13 protein-coding genes are annotated in these 15907 nt (G+C 40.0%); all 13 read right to left on the reverse strand.

Translation table 11 applies throughout. The features are described 5' to 3' along the window. Positions 1 to 93: 93 nt before the first annotated feature. The 13 genes from AACS98_RS22400 to rpmB all read right to left on the reverse strand — a co-directional run bounded on the left by AACS98_RS22400 (position 94) and on the right by rpmB (position 15765). Complete coding sequence (locus tag AACS98_RS22400) at positions 94 to 867, reverse strand: DUF502 domain-containing protein (RefSeq protein ID WP_066384454.1); 774 nt, start codon at positions 865 to 867, stop codon at positions 94 to 96. Positions 868 to 1242: 375 nt separating this feature from the next. Next, positions 1243 to 2145, reverse strand: coding sequence for a glycosyltransferase family 2 protein (locus tag AACS98_RS22405; protein ID WP_066384282.1), 903 nt, complete (start codon positions 2143 to 2145; stop codon positions 1243 to 1245). A 124-nt stretch (positions 2146 to 2269) separates the two neighbouring features. After that, complete coding sequence (gene hpsJ-B, locus AACS98_RS22410) at positions 2270 to 3109, reverse strand: hormogonium polysaccharide biosynthesis protein HpsJ (protein ID WP_066384283.1); 840 nt, start codon at positions 3107 to 3109, stop codon at positions 2270 to 2272. 209 nt (positions 3110 to 3318) lie between these two features. After that, positions 3319 to 3978 carry a TIGR04282 family arsenosugar biosynthesis glycosyltransferase gene (locus AACS98_RS22415; RefSeq protein WP_066384285.1) on the reverse strand — a complete coding sequence of 220 codons (660 nt, stop codon included), beginning with the start codon at positions 3976 to 3978 and terminating at the stop codon, positions 3319 to 3321. Between the two features lie 31 nt (positions 3979 to 4009). Beyond that, a complete protein-coding gene (locus AACS98_RS22420) occupies positions 4010 to 4576 on the reverse strand; it encodes a GspH/FimT family pseudopilin (RefSeq protein WP_066384287.1) in 567 nt (188 codons plus the stop codon). 30 nt (positions 4577 to 4606) lie between these two features. Next, the gene (locus AACS98_RS22425) at positions 4607 to 5596 is read right to left on the reverse strand and encodes a glycosyltransferase (RefSeq protein WP_066384290.1); all 990 of its coding nucleotides are present in this window, start codon (positions 5594 to 5596) and stop codon (positions 4607 to 4609) included. Continuing rightward, positions 5589 to 6596: a hormogonium polysaccharide biosynthesis glycosyltransferase HpsE gene (gene hpsE, locus AACS98_RS22430; protein ID WP_066384292.1), complete on the reverse strand. Its 1008-nt coding sequence runs from the start codon at positions 6594 to 6596 to the stop codon at positions 5589 to 5591. Before hpsE (AACS98_RS22430) ends, AACS98_RS22425 begins: the two co-directional genes overlap by 8 nt. Before the next feature lie 25 nt (positions 6597 to 6621). Beyond that, positions 6622 to 7587, reverse strand: a complete 966-nt coding sequence (hpsE, locus tag AACS98_RS22435) for a hormogonium polysaccharide biosynthesis glycosyltransferase HpsE (RefSeq protein WP_066384294.1) — start codon at positions 7585 to 7587, stop codon at positions 6622 to 6624. A gap of 295 nt (positions 7588 to 7882) precedes the next feature. Then, positions 7883 to 8497 (reverse strand): pilus assembly FimT family protein, encoded by a 615-nt coding sequence (locus AACS98_RS22440; protein ID WP_232317213.1) that lies wholly within the window; start codon positions 8495 to 8497, stop codon positions 7883 to 7885. Between the two features lie 86 nt (positions 8498 to 8583). After that, entirely contained in the window at positions 8584 to 9594 is a 1011-nt protein-coding gene (gene hpsC, locus AACS98_RS22445) for a hormogonium polysaccharide secretion pseudopilin HpsC (RefSeq protein ID WP_066384301.1), read from the reverse strand. Between the two features lie 57 nt (positions 9595 to 9651). Beyond that, entirely contained in the window at positions 9652 to 10398 is a 747-nt protein-coding gene (hpsB, locus tag AACS98_RS22450) for a hormogonium polysaccharide secretion pseudopilin HpsB (RefSeq protein WP_066384303.1), read from the reverse strand. Positions 10399 to 10428: 30 nt separating this feature from the next. After that, entirely contained in the window at positions 10429 to 14925 is a 4497-nt protein-coding gene (gene hpsA, locus AACS98_RS22455) for a hormogonium polysaccharide biosynthesis protein HpsA (protein WP_066384305.1), read from the reverse strand. Positions 14926 to 15528: 603 nt separating this feature from the next. Continuing rightward, positions 15529 to 15765 (reverse strand): 50S ribosomal protein L28, encoded by a 237-nt coding sequence (rpmB, locus tag AACS98_RS22460; RefSeq protein WP_066384307.1) that lies wholly within the window; start codon positions 15763 to 15765, stop codon positions 15529 to 15531. Between the last annotated feature and the right edge of the window lie 142 nt (positions 15766 to 15907).

The following is a 15907-nucleotide window of genomic DNA, read 5'->3' on the forward strand; positions in this document are numbered from 1 at the left end:
GTAATAATCTAATTTGAGAGTGACTAATCTATCAATTTTGATAGAGCCAAACAACCATATTATCTGTTTGGCTGTACATTTACCGGATTGTTTTTAAGTTTCTTCGATAGGAACGATTGGTCTTTTAATTTCCTTGGCTGGTGTTTCCAAATTATGTTCTTTGTTACTCATGAGGGCGGGTAAAGATGTATTGGGAGTGACAATACCGCCAGAGACTATCACTTTAAACGCATCTTCTACAGACATTGACAGGTCAACTACCTCATCTTCTGGAACTATGGCATACCATCCTGTAGTCGGGTTCGGGGTAGTGGGAATGAAAATGCTTAACATGGGACGAGACATACAGGCTTGAATCTCGCTACCGATCACACCTGTCACAAATGCGATCGCCCACATTCCCCGACGCGGATACTCTACTAAAATTACTCGGCGAAATTTATTGTTGGAGTCTTTAAGTAGTGTTTCCAAAAGCTGTTTCAGGGTTTTATACACCTGTCCAGCTAAGGGAATCGCCTGTAAGAATCTTTCACCAAAATCCAGCAACCACTTACCAGCAATATTTCTAGCCATCAACCCAATCAACAAAATACTCAGGAATGGTACAGCTAGCCCTACTGCTAAATTCAGGATATTGACTAAAATTGGGTGCAACCCATCAAAGGGATTGAGTTGTTTCGGAATTTGGGTGAGAAAGTTAATCACCCAATTAGCAACAGTGATTGTTAGCCAAATAGTAGTTGCTAATGGAATCACCACTAACAACCCAGCAATTAAGTCATTCTTTAAGTCTTGTTTGAGATGGTCAATTTTCAAGCCCCTATTCTCTTTTTTTAGGATAGTAGAACTTTCTTTTTTAGTGTTCATTCCTGTAGATTTGTCCAATTGCGAAGACACTAATTGTGTTTTTTTTGACTGCAAACTCCTGTCTAAAACGACAATAATTTGAATCCTTGCCATGAGAATACGCACTATTTGCTGGGAAACTCAGGCTTTCCGGCAAAGTGCATATAGACACACCTCAACTTAGCTCAACGCTAGTTCGTGTTTCAGGATGTTACTTTTATTCGGACAACTTGTAAACGATTGTTGCAAATTTCTTGCTTATTACTCATCTTACCGCTTTCAGTGAAAAGCTGCTAATGCTGAGAAATTCAGCATATCGCCATGATAAGAGGAGTTGATTCTGATGATTTGCAACTAAACGAAAGTGATGTTTATCAAAGTGTGATGTTAAAAATTTTAACTTATGACATCAGCCTTTGAGGCTTCTGAAGTGCTGTAACTTGTATTGATCTGGTTTTGAGGGTGTTGGGCATCTAAACTAGGGGTAGGTATATATTTCAATTCCCAAGCTTTCAGCAAAATCAAATATTCGTAGAATGCCTGTAATGTACACCAAGCCAAGCCAGCACGACCGTCTAAGCAACCACCCAACAGAAAATACATATACAAAAACCGCAGTAATGGTCTAGCGGGTAAACGCAAAGACAAATCTTTCAAAGCGTGTCGTCGTTCTACTTCGGACTTACCAAAGAACAAATTTCGCCAATTCACCCGACCATTTTCTAATTGATACAAGGTTTCTCTGGCTTCATCAGTAGAATAACGGTTGTGTTTTTCAATCCAACGGCTTAAACCTTTACTACAGGTATAGTGGGGATAGGTTTCTTTTAAGAAACTGGTAGCTCCGTCGCATATTTCCCGTTCAGTATGGCCGTAATCTGTAAACCAAACTTTTCCGTGACGAAAAAGACGCATTTGGTAACGGGGGTATTGAGTGCTGCGGCGAATCCATTGATTCATAAATATGACACGTTCGGCAACGTAGTAACCGATGTAATCTGGATTTTGCTTGGCTTGTTCGCATTCAGCAAACAATTCTGGTGTCATGCGTTCATCGGCTTCGAGGATATACACCCACTCGTGTTTGGGGGGGATAGACTCCAGCATCCAAGTGCGTTGTCGTCCGTGACTTTCAAAGGGGTGTTGCACAAGGCGCACAGGATAACGATTGGCAATTTCTACGGTGCGATCGCTACTACATGAGTCTACAACAATAATGTCGTCGGAAAGCATCGCTGACTCAATACAAGCTGCAATATCTATTTCTTCGTTATAAGTCAGTATATAAATTGAGAACATTCTCAGTTTGGTAGTAATTTTGCTAAGTGTTAAATATATTTTGATGAGCGACGCTTGACGCTCTGAGGCAGTATAAACTGTCAAAAAATCTTTGAAATTTTACACTGCCTCATGTTGAGAAAATTTAACGTGCAGGGACTTTTTTAGGCTTACCACCTTGCAAAGCACCCATACCTCTTAACCCTGTCCAACCGATGATGATATACCCGATAGACAATAGCAAGCTACTCATGCCAATCCGTAGTCCCGATTTCCAAGCATTATCTTTAGCTTGTTTGGCTGCTTCTTCCCTGCGCTGACGTATTTGATTTAATCTTTGATTAGCCAAACCTTGAGGATCGGTTTGCTGGGCAATAAACTGATCAAGTTCTTGGGGATTAGCTTTAAATTTTTTGAGTAGTTCTTTTTGGGCGGCTGGAATTTGGGGATTTTTTAATGCTTGTTGATATTTCTGTTCATCTTGCAGCAATTCAGTAAATTGAGCTTTAGCTTGGTTGCGTAGTTGTTCCAACTGCGCTTTTCCTTGCTCATTATTCAGTTGGGCTTGCACTTGGGATAACTGGTTTTTCATTTGGTTTTCTGCTTGTTCTGCATCTCGGTTGATTTGATTTACCGTTTGCACACTAGCTTGTCGTACATTGTTGAGGTGCAAGGGAAAAATCAGCAAGAAAATTAAACCTAAAATGCTGCAAAGCACCAAAACTGGTAATCTTAAGCCAAAACCTTTGGCACCACCCTCACCAGCATCCTGCATCCAATAACCAGTGAACAAAGCCCCCACGCCTACTAAGGGTACAATACCTCGGTCTACAAGTGCTGTTGCTAGGTTGATTTGCCATAACCTATCTGTTGGTTGAAATGGCAATAACAGCACCAAAAAGTCCAGTAAAAAGGACAAAATTAAAATTGTTCCCACCACTTTCAGGGTGAGGGCAGCATTTACAGAACTAACACGGTTAACCATAATTTCTCAAATTTTGACTCAATTCACAGTAGAAGTTACTTGCATATTCGGTCAGGTTGTTTGTAATTCCAAGTATGCTTGGACATACAGAAAAACGTATGCCATCATAGTACAGAATTTTGGTTTTTGGATGAGAAGCTACACCACAGTAACATTTGTTATTCAGGGTGTCCTCGGCAAAATACGGTATTTTAAACTACTAAGGTAGTTTATGTTGAATTTGCCTGTCTCATGTTAACTTTCCTATTGAGAATGCGTTGCCAAATCAGTAAATCCTCTCGTCTGTCAATATCGGCTAAGGTAGGTAAGTAAAAATACGAGATGTGAAGTTGATTGGCAATATCTATAGTTTGTTGTAGTACCTGAGAAGTTCCCCAATCAATGTTACAGAACAATTCCGGGATGTAGCGACGTAATCCTATCAAATAATAGCCCCCGTCTATTGCCGGGCCTAGCACTAAGTCAAAAGTTTGCAGTTGTGTAAAGGCTTGAGCCAAAATTTGATCATTAGCTTCTGGGCAGTCAGTACCGATAATTACCACTGTTTGTGCATGTTTCTGGAAAGCATCAGCGAGCGATCGCCCCATCCGCACGCCCAAATCCCCGTCACCTTGACACTGGTATAATAAACCAGACCCCAACCACTCTTGCATCAGTTGCAAGTTACCACCCGCAAATCGCACTTCTATAGATATCCCCTCTTGCAATTCCAAAGCCTGAGATATCGTGTATTCAGTCATCTCTCGTTGCAAGTTCGCCGCACCAACACTACCCAAAGCGGGTATCAGTCGGGTTTTTGTCTTCCCCGGTTCAGGGTAGCGGGTAAAAATAATTAAGTGCTGGTTGGTAATTTTTAGTGATTTTGGCACAAATACCTAATATCAATTAACTAGAAATATCTTAATAGCAATACTTACCATCGTCCGCTTGAGTCTTCTCTTTTGCAGTTCGCATCGCCCCTAAAATTGTGGAGACAATTACACACCGCTTGGCTTTACTTCCAGACTTACTAGACAGAGTGATTCTTCCTAAAGGTGGTTGTCTCACACTTCCAAAATAATCAAATTGAATGCGTCTCACACCGTCTGACTCTTGTAAAGTCGTTTCGCTATCTAGCTGCACACTAGAATCTAGATTATTCCAATTAGCACGAGTCGGACTTGTACTAGCAGGATGAACTGCCCATTGAACAATACCATCTTGTTCGCGAAAGCTAGCTTGCCAAGTCAATTTTTCCTTGCTGGCTTGGCTTTGGGCTTGTCGCATAGCATTGTAAACTTCGTTTTGAGCCTTGCTGAGACGTTGAGTTTCTACAAAGGCAAACCAGTTAGGTAATGCTAAAGTTGCTAAGACACCAATGGCTACAACTACTACCAATACCTCTGGTAATGTAAAGCCATCACTAAGACGGTGATGGCAGCAATGTTTTTGATTAACTAAAAATAATCGATGCACCTGAATCGACATTTTCAACTTGAGATAATCCTAATTTACTGACTACTGCACAAAAACCTCGTTTTTGCTTTCTGCTTTCATTTTAGTCAGTAAATTAGTAGATATAAACTTAGGAAACATAACAATTATTAATGATTTCAGAAATAATTTAATCATAAAATTTATCCGCTTGAATCTATAGTCATCATAGAAAAAATATTTTCCTAAAAAAGCTGCTGCTATTCTACCTTTTTGTCGATTAAAAGGTGCTTGTAAAGCTTTACAGGTCAGATATTTATATATATTTGCCTTGCTCAAGTGTAAAATTTTAATATCTGTTGATGGTCTGAGTTGATATGCAGTGTTAAGAACTTGTAGACAAGATTTTTCTTGTCTAGTTAAATTAGAAGATACGGAATTAGCACTGACTCGATATAAAATCTGTACAACGGGTACAGCTACGAAATTGTACTTAGCAGCTAACCTCAACCACATATCCCAATCTTGAGCAGCTTTTAAAGATTCATCAAATCCACCTAATTCAATTAAAGCTTCTCTACGAATTAAGGGATTAGAACCATTTTCTAAAAAATTATTTACTAATAACTGCTCATAAACATCTCCATTTGCAGTAGTATGGGTACCTGAAACAAGAAATTTACCATTTTCATCTATATAATCAGTCCAACTATAAGCCACATAAGCCTCGGTGTTATTTTGTAATGCTTCTAGTTGTGATTGTAATTTTTCAGGTGTCCAAATATCATCGGCATCTAAAAAACTGATATATTCTCCCTTGGCGCGATGTAAACCACGATTACGGCTAACATTCCCCCCCGCATTCTCGAAAGAAAACACTTTAAGTCTTGAATCTTGAATTTGAGCAACAATATCTAAAGTTGCATCTTGTGAACCATCATTAATTACAATTAATTCTAAATTAGTAAAACTTTGCTGTAAAACCGATTTAATTGTTTCTTTAATAGTTTTCTCGCAATTATAAGCTGGTATAATTACTGAAATAAGCGGCGGATTTACTGGCGAATTATTCATGAGTTAAATGAATATCTTTACTGAATAATTTATTAGCGTAAAAAATCAATGAGTAAACAGGACTTAAAAGACTTGCTAAATAAAAGTTAAATTCAACCAAAGCGATAATATCACTATTTAAAGTATTTTTATATTTGATAAGGTGATGAAATAATCGGCGGATATTCCCAAAAATGGTTTTCAATAAAATGATGGGTGAATGCCATTTTTTAGCGTTGATTAATCGCAATTGGAAAATACATAAACCACAACTACGCGCTATTTTGAGTAAGTAATTTCTTTCTAGTCGCCAGTGAGGAATTTGGTGAGCAATGTGCATTGCCGGATTATACCAGATTTCCCAACCAGCTTTGTAAATATATAAGAGGACTTCTGTATCCTCTCCACTCACCATTAACTTCCCGATTCTTCCTTTAAAAACTAACTGATTAGGTACGCTTTCTAACCAGACTTGCTTACGGATAACTAATGCAGCACCTGGAGGAAGTTTTAAATTATTAGCATCGAATATATAAGCTTGTTGTCCATGTTCTCGAATGGCTAAAAAAGCCTGAATACGAGAAAAATTTTCTGGGGGATTTACTTCAAAATCGCCATGTATTTGACCACTCCATGCACCAGCACGCGGATGTTCTTTACCAAACTGAAAAGATTGTATCACCCAATCATCAGCAGGTAAATTGTCATCATCTAAAAAAGCTAGAAACTCTCCTTTAGCCGCATTTACAGCCCTTAACCGCGCGAAGGCTAATCCTTGTTGTGGTTCTAAGACATAATGTAAAGGAAATTGGGTAAATTTTGTTTGGTAATTACTGACTACCTCGGCTGTGCGATCGCTGCTATTATTATCGATTACAATCACTTCCCAATTGAGATTTTCTACTCCCCTCTGAGTCAATAGTCGTTCTAAAACTTGTGGTAAACGTTCCGCACCGTTCCATGTCGGAATCGCAACGGTAAAATCTAGGGTATGATTGATTTCTGCTATTTTGCTTTGCATATATAAAATCAAGTTAACGACTTACTTATGTACCTTTATGCAAATATCCGTTTTTCCAGAGATAAAAAGGACTCATGAGACTGCTGACAAATAGTTCAGTTTCGCAAGCTATCACCAAATCAGTTTTTATTCTGGTTCTATACTTAAGTATTTGTAGAATAATTTTCCTGATGTCATTGAGCATATAAGCAAGCATGATAAATGGTTTGAGATAGGGTTTTACATTAACCATTCTCGTAACATAACGACTCAAACCAATTCCTCTGAAAAATGGAATTAAATATTCTCTTTTTAATCGAGAAGCTGGGATTTTATGATAAATTTCCATTTCTGGGTTATACCAAACTTCCCAACCAGACTTTTGGAAATAACACAGCATTTCTAAATCTTCACCAGTCAGCATATTCCCTGTGACTCTACCAGTTAGAAGCGGTTTTTCTGGTACACTTTCTAACCAAGCTTGACGACGCACGACTAACCCAGCAGAAGGAGGTAGCAATTTTTTGCTTGGCTGATAAAATAGTGGTTGATTTCCCCGCTCTGTAATTGCTAAAAAAGCACTGATACGCTGAAAATCGGCTGGTGGTTCTACTTCCCAGTCAGGATGAATTTGACTACCAAAAGCACCAGCTTGAGGATATTTTTGAGCAAAGTCATAAGCTGCTGCTACCCAAGTTGTTACCGGGTAGTTGTCATCATCTAGAAAACCTATTAACTTACCTGAAGCAACTTCAACTCCTTTTTTTCTGGCGTAAGCTGCACCTTGTTTAGCCTCAAAGTGGTATTTTAAAGCATAAGGAAGTTGCCATTTTTCTTGATATTGCTGCACAACTTGTGCTGTGTTATCGGTACTATTATTGTCTACAACAATAATTTCCCAAGCAATATTTTCAGTCTTAATTTGATTTTGCAGTCTTTCTAAAAGTTCAAGCAAGCGATTTGCGCCGTTATAAGTAGGTATAACTACGGTAAAGTCAATACTGGCACTCATTTTTCACAGATTATACTTGGGTTATTTTGTTGTTTCAGGTTGTTGTACTGATATCTTGGACTCAAGCCCAAATGACTGGAAGTCTCAGCCCAAGAGCAAGATGTAAGTTTAGAAAAGGGTCAACACTCACCACAGGTGACTTTGTGCTTAACTGTGACTCGTTGTGCAGAAATAGTTAAATAAAATGTCAAACAAAAAAACCGCGTCCTACAACACAATTTTGCTCTGAAGAGACGACTTATAGTACCGTATTTTCACTAGCTTTTAAGTTAAATTTTCTTATATATTCAGTTATTTAACTACAGTCACCATCTTTTTTGGTGAGGGTAGCACCTAAAATAGTTTTTAAGATGACACAGCGTTTGGTGTTATTGGCAGATACAACAACTTTGATTCCTGGTGTTTCAGTAGAACCTGATGGTGCAGTGCCAAAATTCGCACCTGGTAAAGTACCCATGTAATCGAAAGTAATTGTTTGTGGTGTGCTGGAAATTGCACTGACAGCAGCACCAGCAGTGTTTTTACTGGTGAGATTTGTTGAAAGTTGTAGTTTTCCAGATTCGATTTCTAAATCCTCACCTAAATTCTGCCAACGGTTGTCATCTATATCAGATGCAGTTTCAGAAGCAGGATGAATGATAATCTTAGGTATTTGGCTTTCGCTTTCTACTTTAAAACTGACGCTGTAGTCGCGTTTTTGCCGTTTAGCTTGTCGCTGTGCTTCTTGAATTGCGGCTAAAATAGCATCATTTGCTTTATTGGCTCTCTGCCGATTGACGTAAGCAGACCAACTAGGCAGTGCCATTGCTGCTAAAATACCTATCATTAAGACTACTGTAATTATTTCAACCAAACTAAAGCCCGCATCTGGTTGGATAGGTTCAGATAGATAATGGGATTTGTTTACCAAATTTTTTCGTTGTAATCTCTTTAAAAAAATTAGGCTGCTGTACATACTATCCTTTGATTAATTAACTAAAGGATGGACAATTAGTTTTAATTGGTAAACAGAAATCCTCTACCTTGAACACGAATACTAGCACTTGGGAAATAAGTAGAGACAGTGTTTGTAAAGGTAATATTATTGTGGTTGTACAGGCGAGCAAAAGCATTACCTCTTAAATAAACCTGTGCAACTACTTGTGAAGTATCGATACAGGCAAAAAATCCGCTTGTGAGACTTCCTACAAGTTTTGGACTAGCATTAGTCCCAGGGCAAACTCCAGCAGTATTAGTCGTAATAGCAGGGCCAGTGGTACTAATGAAATCAACCAAAGTTTCTACACGTTGAGTGTAACTACCTGTTTCATCAAGTGAACTCTGCCATTGGTTCATTTTTTCTTTGAGTGTAGAACCAATGACACTTTCTGATAGCGGCGGTGGATTAAATCCAGCCTGTGCAGTGACACTGGAATAAGTAGCATTAACTGGGCCACGAAGTTCAAATCTACCAATTCTTGCAGAAGGCGACCATTTAGAGTTAGCACTGTTGGGGTTAGTGATTAAGTAGTAAGCCACTAATGAATAAGCAAAACCATCATCTTTTTCAGAGTCAGCTGCAGAACTAACACGAACACTATCGGCAACAAATTCCCGTTTCCAAAAAACTAATATGGGGGTACAAACACTAGGATTACTAGCACTCGTTGGACTACAATTAGGTGCAGATTTAACAGGTGGTATTTGATCCCTAATTCCTGAACTAGCAATAGTAGTAGTATTGCGATTTCTGGTTATTCCATCAGCATCATAAATATAAACTGCCTGTTGTAAGTCGCGTGCTATGTAATCTAATGCTGCTTGGATTTCTTGTTCGGTAGTGGCTTTTGCTTGTTCTTGTCTATCTGTATTCATGACGCTAATCATGAAGCCGAACAAGGGTGTAATTACCAGGACTGCCAGAATCATGGCTACCAATAATTCAATTAAGGAAAAACCAGCAACTGGCTCGATGACCTTGGAGCGTTTCAACTGGCTCTGAAGTATAAATTTTAATGCCCTCATCATACTCTGGTTTTCCCTTTAGTGAATATTGATGGATATATACACATCAGATTGTGCTGATTAATTACAGCTTTTATTTGTGGCTACACCAAGACGCTGACATAAAGCCTTAAAGGAAGTAGTAGTACCAGCTATGTCGGTCGTCATTTCTAACAGAGGCGATTGCCGATCGCCTAATCCACCAGTAAAAGGATTTTGTGTGTTCTTGGTAGTGGTGGTGCTAGCAGTTAGAGGCTTAGAAAAGTCAACATCTGCTCGATAAACTCTGATTCCTAAACGGTAGCCATCATTCGCATCTGCACTTTGGACAAGTCGATTAGCTTGTATATAAAACAAATCACTTGTACAGGCTGGATCAGATCGATTAGAAATACTGCCATTCTTGTTAAAGCAGTACAAACTGGTTCTTGTCAATGTTGTAGGAACTGGCATTTTGGTAATGTCAATTAAATAGTCCTGTGGTTTACCCGTTATGCCTGGAATCTCTGGTGTAGTTTCTGTAGCAGCTACACCAGGTACATCTTTAAGTCGTCTGGGAGCAGATGCGGTTGAAGCACTAAGTAATGGAGTGATATCAATTGGGGTTGTAATTGTTCCGGCTCTGACACCATCAATGAAAGTTCTAGCGGCTTGTGTTGCTAATTCTACACGGCGAGCCTGAACTCTGGTAGCTGTTGATAGCACGAGTACGGGGGCGATCGCTGTTAGTAGAATCGCCACAACAATCATTGCTACCAAAGACTCAACAATAGTAAAACCGGAATCATCACAAGAGGTTTTTTGTTGCTGTTTCATACGTTTGATCATTGCTCATCACCAGCTTTGAATATTTGATTCTTACGAGCAAGAACCACGTTGATCTGCGTCTATTGCATTTGTATTGTCAGCCGCTTTCTTGGCACACAACAGAGTTTTCACCCAAGGATCATCTCGACCCACTTCTCGGAAGAACTCATCAGGTAAATCATCGGGTATTGTCACTAATTTTTGGGCAAATAAGTCAGGCGATTGAGATAATAAGCCCACATCATAACCCCACTGCCGTAAAGGAGCTAGGTAGTAAGGAATTGTACCTCTAATGCCAGTACCATAGTTATCTATTTGATAGACGTTGCCTGAAAATACGGGCATAAATGGTGCAGTAGCATAAGCACTGCGTTTGACTTGGTAAAATGCCCCGTTCATTTTCAGTGCAGTTGGGTTAGCAGCAGTATTCCAGTTTTCCAACAAGCGCACAAAGTTGGGTAACCCGCCATTATCCTCTGCATCACGGCTGACACTCGCTCCTGATGGGGTAGGTGATGCGGCTGGCGTATCTCCCACTGCGGCAATGACATTGACAGTAGTTTCTGTGGCTTCTTGTAGCCAATTTCCGGGTTTTCCAGCTTGCACAACATCCCTGTCTGGTACTTCACGAGTACCAAATGGTCTGTTATGTTGGAACACTGGATCGAAGCGAGTCTCATTATCTTCATTTTCCAGCCAAGGAATGAAATATGGCTGTTTGTCTTTTAGAGCATCTATTGGCTGGTTTGACCCTGTTAATGGCCAGTCAAACTCTGCTACTTTACCATCACTACCAACACCATAAACTTTTCGTGGGCTGACTAATGTACCGTCATCAAGATTACGTACAAAAGCAATTCTAGTTGGTCTGTTGGGGTTAATCTGAGTGGTATTACAGTCTACTGCTTGACCAATGATTCCCGTTTTAATTGATGTTGCTGGTTGACCAACAATGTCTGCCGTACCATCTGCTTTTTTATCTCGCCAAGAGTTCTGTCCTATGGCTGTTGTGGGGCAGGCGTTTTTAATTGTCCAGTTTCTAGCATTACCGCATGAACTAGCGTAACAAACTTCCAACAATAACTGTTTAGCCCGAATTTTTCGCACAATTGGGGTGACAAAGTTGTTGAGATAGGAACTTCCTTGAAATCCTGTTGTTGCTGTATCTAAATCTTTAGGAAAGCCTGGGAAATTGCCATTACTGTCAGCCGTGGGATCAACCCAGTCAAAGATTGGTGCGTAGGAATTAACAGTGGAGAAAATACCTGTATAGTTAATTGGACTGGTTAGAACGGTAGTAGTGTCAAGCTGCCAATCATAGTCTCCTTCATTGCGAAAGCCAAATCTAAAGTTATTGGAAAGTACAGTCAGAGAATCAGCCAATACAGCAGCAGACCGCCATTGGTCGCCAGTTGTACACTGTGGTAATCTAGGATCACCCGGACGACAGGCAAAGTTAGTATTTAATCCTGTGCGACTGTAGAAATTGTCCCAGGTAGCAGTCAGTGCTGTATTGAATTCTTCTTGAGTGTGAAGATTAAAGTTACCCTTAATATAGGCGGGTAAATTGGTAGCTAAAATCAGACCCTTTTCTGCGTCTCTATAGGCATTGCTGTCATTACGGGCAATTGCCTGTCCGTTAACCAGCATAATGGCATTAGGACGACGATTGGGATCAAGCTTGTAATCTACAGCACTCTCTAGCTTTTCAGCTTCAGTGGGAGAATTGGGATCTGCTGCCGCACTTAAATCTAGCAGTGCATCATCACGAGTAGCATAGATGATACCGCTATTTGGTAATAAATATTCTTGTGCCGGTGTACTGTTCCCGATTGTTTTTCTGCGGAGTTTGTCAATATCTAAGACAGTGGCACGAATTTCCAAAGGTGTTCTGTTTCTTCTAAAGAAATCGTACTTTCTACTTCCAGGTGTAACATCAGTTGCTTGAATTTGTCTGGCATCTAAAAAAGCAACTTCATAAATAGAGCCATGCTCAATGACGCTATTTGTAGGAGTATTCAGAGTACCATCAAAAATTGCCAAGCCACAAATTGCTGCATCAATGGCAGACTTTTCTGAAAGAGTTCGCTTCGTAGCATCTGCTTTGTTTAATGCTCTTCTCAAGAGTCCATCATCAATTGAACGTCCATTGGGATAGGTTAAATCTGCTAAGTAACTCAGGACGCTGCTGTAAGAACTTTCAGTCTTAGCTGTAGGAAAATCGTAAACTATGCCATTGTTGGATAGGCCACCGTTACCATTATTAAAAGTTTCTGGAGTTGATGGTGGATTTTTGGCAGTAGTGCTATTAGTTGGGTCATAATAGCTGCTCACACAAGCGATAGGTGTCGGATTAGTCTGGCTGTAGCTAGCAGATTTGTAGTGATATACTGCTGTTGCCCGCATCCGCAGATATGGTTCTGTTGTCGGTTGATTGACTTTATAGGTAAGCTGTAAACCATAGTCCTGATAAGGTTTGACTGGACTAGGTACTGAACTGGTTTTAACCGGCAAAAGATCAGGCCAAATTTGCTTGTTAAGAGTAGTAAAAGTAGTTGAAGACAAGTTAGCAGGGGTGACAGAATCAGGTAAATAAATTCCCGCCCCAGTTACTACTCGCAAACCTCCTACGGGTTCTTGTGGGCTATTCGGTACTTGGGCGGCGGCTAATTCCCAGTCTTTATCTCGTTCTGTACTACCTAAATCTTTCAGTGTTTCTACACGACTGCGACGAGTGCGATCGCCGTCTCCGTTATCCCATTTATAATTACTGATGGTTTGAGTATCATCAGCATTCGGCCCAACAAATGCTTCTTTAGTTTTGTCCCACCAAAGTTGAGGTAAGTTATTACCGATGAGAACCCTATCACCAAAGTATCCCTCTACACCTTGTAACTGTTTTGCCAGTTTAGTTGGTTCAGTTGCAGCCGGGTTGAGCTTATCACTACCATTTGTATTCAAACTCAAACCAGCGTAGCCAGTTGCTGTTAAACCATCAGCAGGATCAACAGGATAAATCCAAGCATCGGGGGGACGTAAAGTATTGCCACTACCTTGTAATACTGCATCTGCCTGACTGCCACCGATGTTGTAATCTCCCAAAGCATCACCGCCAAAGGCAACTTCTGCATAAGGTACTCTGCGGGTGCGTCTTGTAAAATAAAGTTCTAGCTGCTTGAAGCGTAGGTTATTCTTTTCAACAGTCGTTAGGTCAGCTAAAGTTCTACCTTGCTTAGTGAGTAAATCTCGCATCCCTTGAGTAACTTCTGACGGATCAGTGTCTTCGTCATTAGCCATCTGGGCATTCACTAAACGGTTGATGCGTTGTGTGTAAGCTAGGCTATTGTAGGCGATATCTCTGGGAAACCGGGCAACTGATTTGTTGTTGGTTGTATTATCTCTGAGCGCAACATTACTTACCGCAGGTGTTTTACCTTTATATAAGTCAATTGATACTCCATTGGTATCGCTGTTCTCTGTAATTACACCAGAACCTAAATTACCCCCAACAATGATTTTGGCATTTTCTGGGTCGTAAAAGCAGGATGCGTTACCACTGACTTGATACAATCTAACGCCATTACCACCCGTAGGTAGTCCAGCTAATAAGTTACTGTTAGCGAAAATACGTCCATTGAGTCTAAAAGCAGGCCCAGGTGCTATTCCTAAGTCATCTTCATAAACCACAGCGTTGTTAACCAAGGGTAGTTGTACCCGGTCTTGTTGAAGTTCTATAGCAGAGAAGCCTTGACTACCTTTCTTCTTCTCGTAGTTGGTGGTATCTGTGGGTTGTGTAGTAATAGGTACACTGGCAGTGTAAACAAAAAAGGCTTTTTTCAACCTAGCACCATTTCTAAACCAGCCTGTGTTACCTACCAAGACTGCACTTGTATCTTGACCGTCTCCACAACTGCTACTAACAGTACCAATAGTCATAGGCGGTGTTCTCGCCTCTAAGGAGTTTCTGGCACGAGTGTATTGTCCATTACTAACTGGTGGATTTTTAAAGTAAATTCCATAAAGGGCATAACTATCAAATTTACCGTTGTTATCGGTATCTATAGGGTACATCCACGCTGTTCTAAGTTCGTCAGAACCCTGAGTTAGCTTTAATTGAGTTTCATCACCAAAAGTGTATTCATTTATGTAGTTGTCCAAAGTATTATAGAGTGCATCATCTGTTGGCGTAGCTCGTGGTAGTCTTGGGTCTTGAAATAGTTTGTTTATTTTGGCTCTAGCCCTGTCAAGTGCGGGGGCAGCTGCATTTAGTGCAACTTCATTAACTCTGACATTACTAGCATTTTTCGCCCGTTCAAAAGACCGAAATAAAATTGCTGTGGTGAGTAACACTACTACCAAGGCAACCATTGCTACTGTCGGCAAAACGAAACCAGCATTTGCAGAACTGCGCCGCTTCTTAGTGACAAACAAATTCCGCAGCAGCCAAATAATTGACTTTTTAATTGCAGAGACTGACTGCTTACTATGCAGTCTCAGCTTTTTGAAAAGCTTTTTTCTTGCTTTGAATAGCTGGCGTTTTGACGACATAGCTACTTTCCTGTGCAGTGTTTTACAAACAACTAAAAAATGTTTTTGCTATTGGCTAATCATGTCTGTTGAGTCAATCAGGCACGATGAAAAGTAAAACTTCTGTAAAGAATTACCCTGTGTGAGCAACACTCAACTCAGTAGCAACACAAAACATTACGGTGTGTTCAAGTTATATCATCGGATCTGTTGTCTATCTTCTGCGGAAAATACTGATTTTTCTGATTTGATTGAATTGGTAGCCGTTCCAGTCAAACAACACCGTAAATTTACATGAATTTAGCAGAAGTTTATTTTATCTGCGGATGATTTAATAAAGATATTGTGAACAGATTAAACTTATATTACCCATCTGCTCTAGAAAACATATCAACCAAGGTGCAAGATGTAAAAATTGAAAACCTCCCCATAATGGAGAGGTTGCATGATTATTCTTGTTTTCAGGTAAATGTCCAGTAATTAATGTTGGTAGTTAATACTTTTATTTAACGGTTCATCCCATTTTGATTGGTCATAATGTTTTTTAAAGTATTTAACTACCAATTAACTCATAAAGAAGAAGCTGTGAGGTTTAATTTCCCTCACAATTTTGGCAACCTGATATTAGTAATGATTTAGGTTAATTCCCGCTTCTTTTGCCATTGCTTCTATCCCTTTCTTCTCTAGGGTTTTGATGGCTTTGGTAGACAGTCTCAGTTTTACCCAACGGTTTCCACCAGGCCACCAAACGCGCTTGCTTTGGAGGTTGACTTGCTGTAGGCGTTTGGTACGGCGGTGAGAGTGAGAAATTGCAAAGGCGTTATTTGCTTTTTTACCAGTCAGTTCACAACGGCGAGACATAGTGATGTATCTCCAGATTGAAAATTTACGTACAACCTTTCTATTTTAGAAGCTCTAGGGCAAATATTGGGGTGAGAGTTGCTTGAATGTTTTGTATTGGGTATGAGGACTGGGGACTGGGGATTGGGGACTGGGGACTGGG

The sequence above is a fragment of the Anabaena sp. CA = ATCC 33047 genome, assembly GCF_963870205.1.
Lineage (GTDB): Bacteria > Cyanobacteriota > Cyanobacteriia > Cyanobacteriales > Nostocaceae > Trichormus.

Excerpts from the sequence above, each read along its gene's own strand:
- AACS98_RS22400 (WP_066384454.1), bottom strand. The coding sequence starts at position 867 with ATGAACACTAAAAAAGAAAGTTCTACTATCCTAAAAAAAGAGAATAGG.
- AACS98_RS22405 (WP_066384282.1), bottom strand. The coding sequence starts at position 2,145 with ATGTTCTCAATTTATATACTGACTTATAACGAAGAAATAGATATTGCA.
- hpsJ-B (WP_066384283.1), bottom strand. The coding sequence starts at position 3,109 with ATGGTTAACCGTGTTAGTTCTGTAAATGCTGCCCTCACCCTGAAAGTG.
- AACS98_RS22420 (WP_066384287.1), bottom strand. The coding sequence starts at position 4,576 with ATGTCGATTCAGGTGCATCGATTATTTTTAGTTAATCAAAAACATTGC.
- AACS98_RS22425 (WP_066384290.1), bottom strand. The coding sequence starts at position 5,596 with ATGAATAATTCGCCAGTAAATCCGCCGCTTATTTCAGTAATTATACCA.
- hpsE (WP_066384292.1), bottom strand. The coding sequence starts at position 6,596 with ATGCAAAGCAAAATAGCAGAAATCAATCATACCCTAGATTTTACCGTT.
- hpsE (WP_066384294.1), bottom strand. The coding sequence starts at position 7,587 with ATGAGTGCCAGTATTGACTTTACCGTAGTTATACCTACTTATAACGGC.
- hpsC (WP_066384301.1), bottom strand. The coding sequence starts at position 9,594 with ATGATGAGGGCATTAAAATTTATACTTCAGAGCCAGTTGAAACGCTCC.
- hpsB (WP_066384303.1), bottom strand. The coding sequence starts at position 10,398 with ATGATCAAACGTATGAAACAGCAACAAAAAACCTCTTGTGATGATTCC.
- hpsA (WP_066384305.1), bottom strand. The coding sequence starts at position 14,925 with ATGTCGTCAAAACGCCAGCTATTCAAAGCAAGAAAAAAGCTTTTCAAA.
- rpmB (WP_066384307.1), bottom strand. The coding sequence starts at position 15,765 with ATGTCTCGCCGTTGTGAACTGACTGGTAAAAAAGCAAATAACGCCTTT.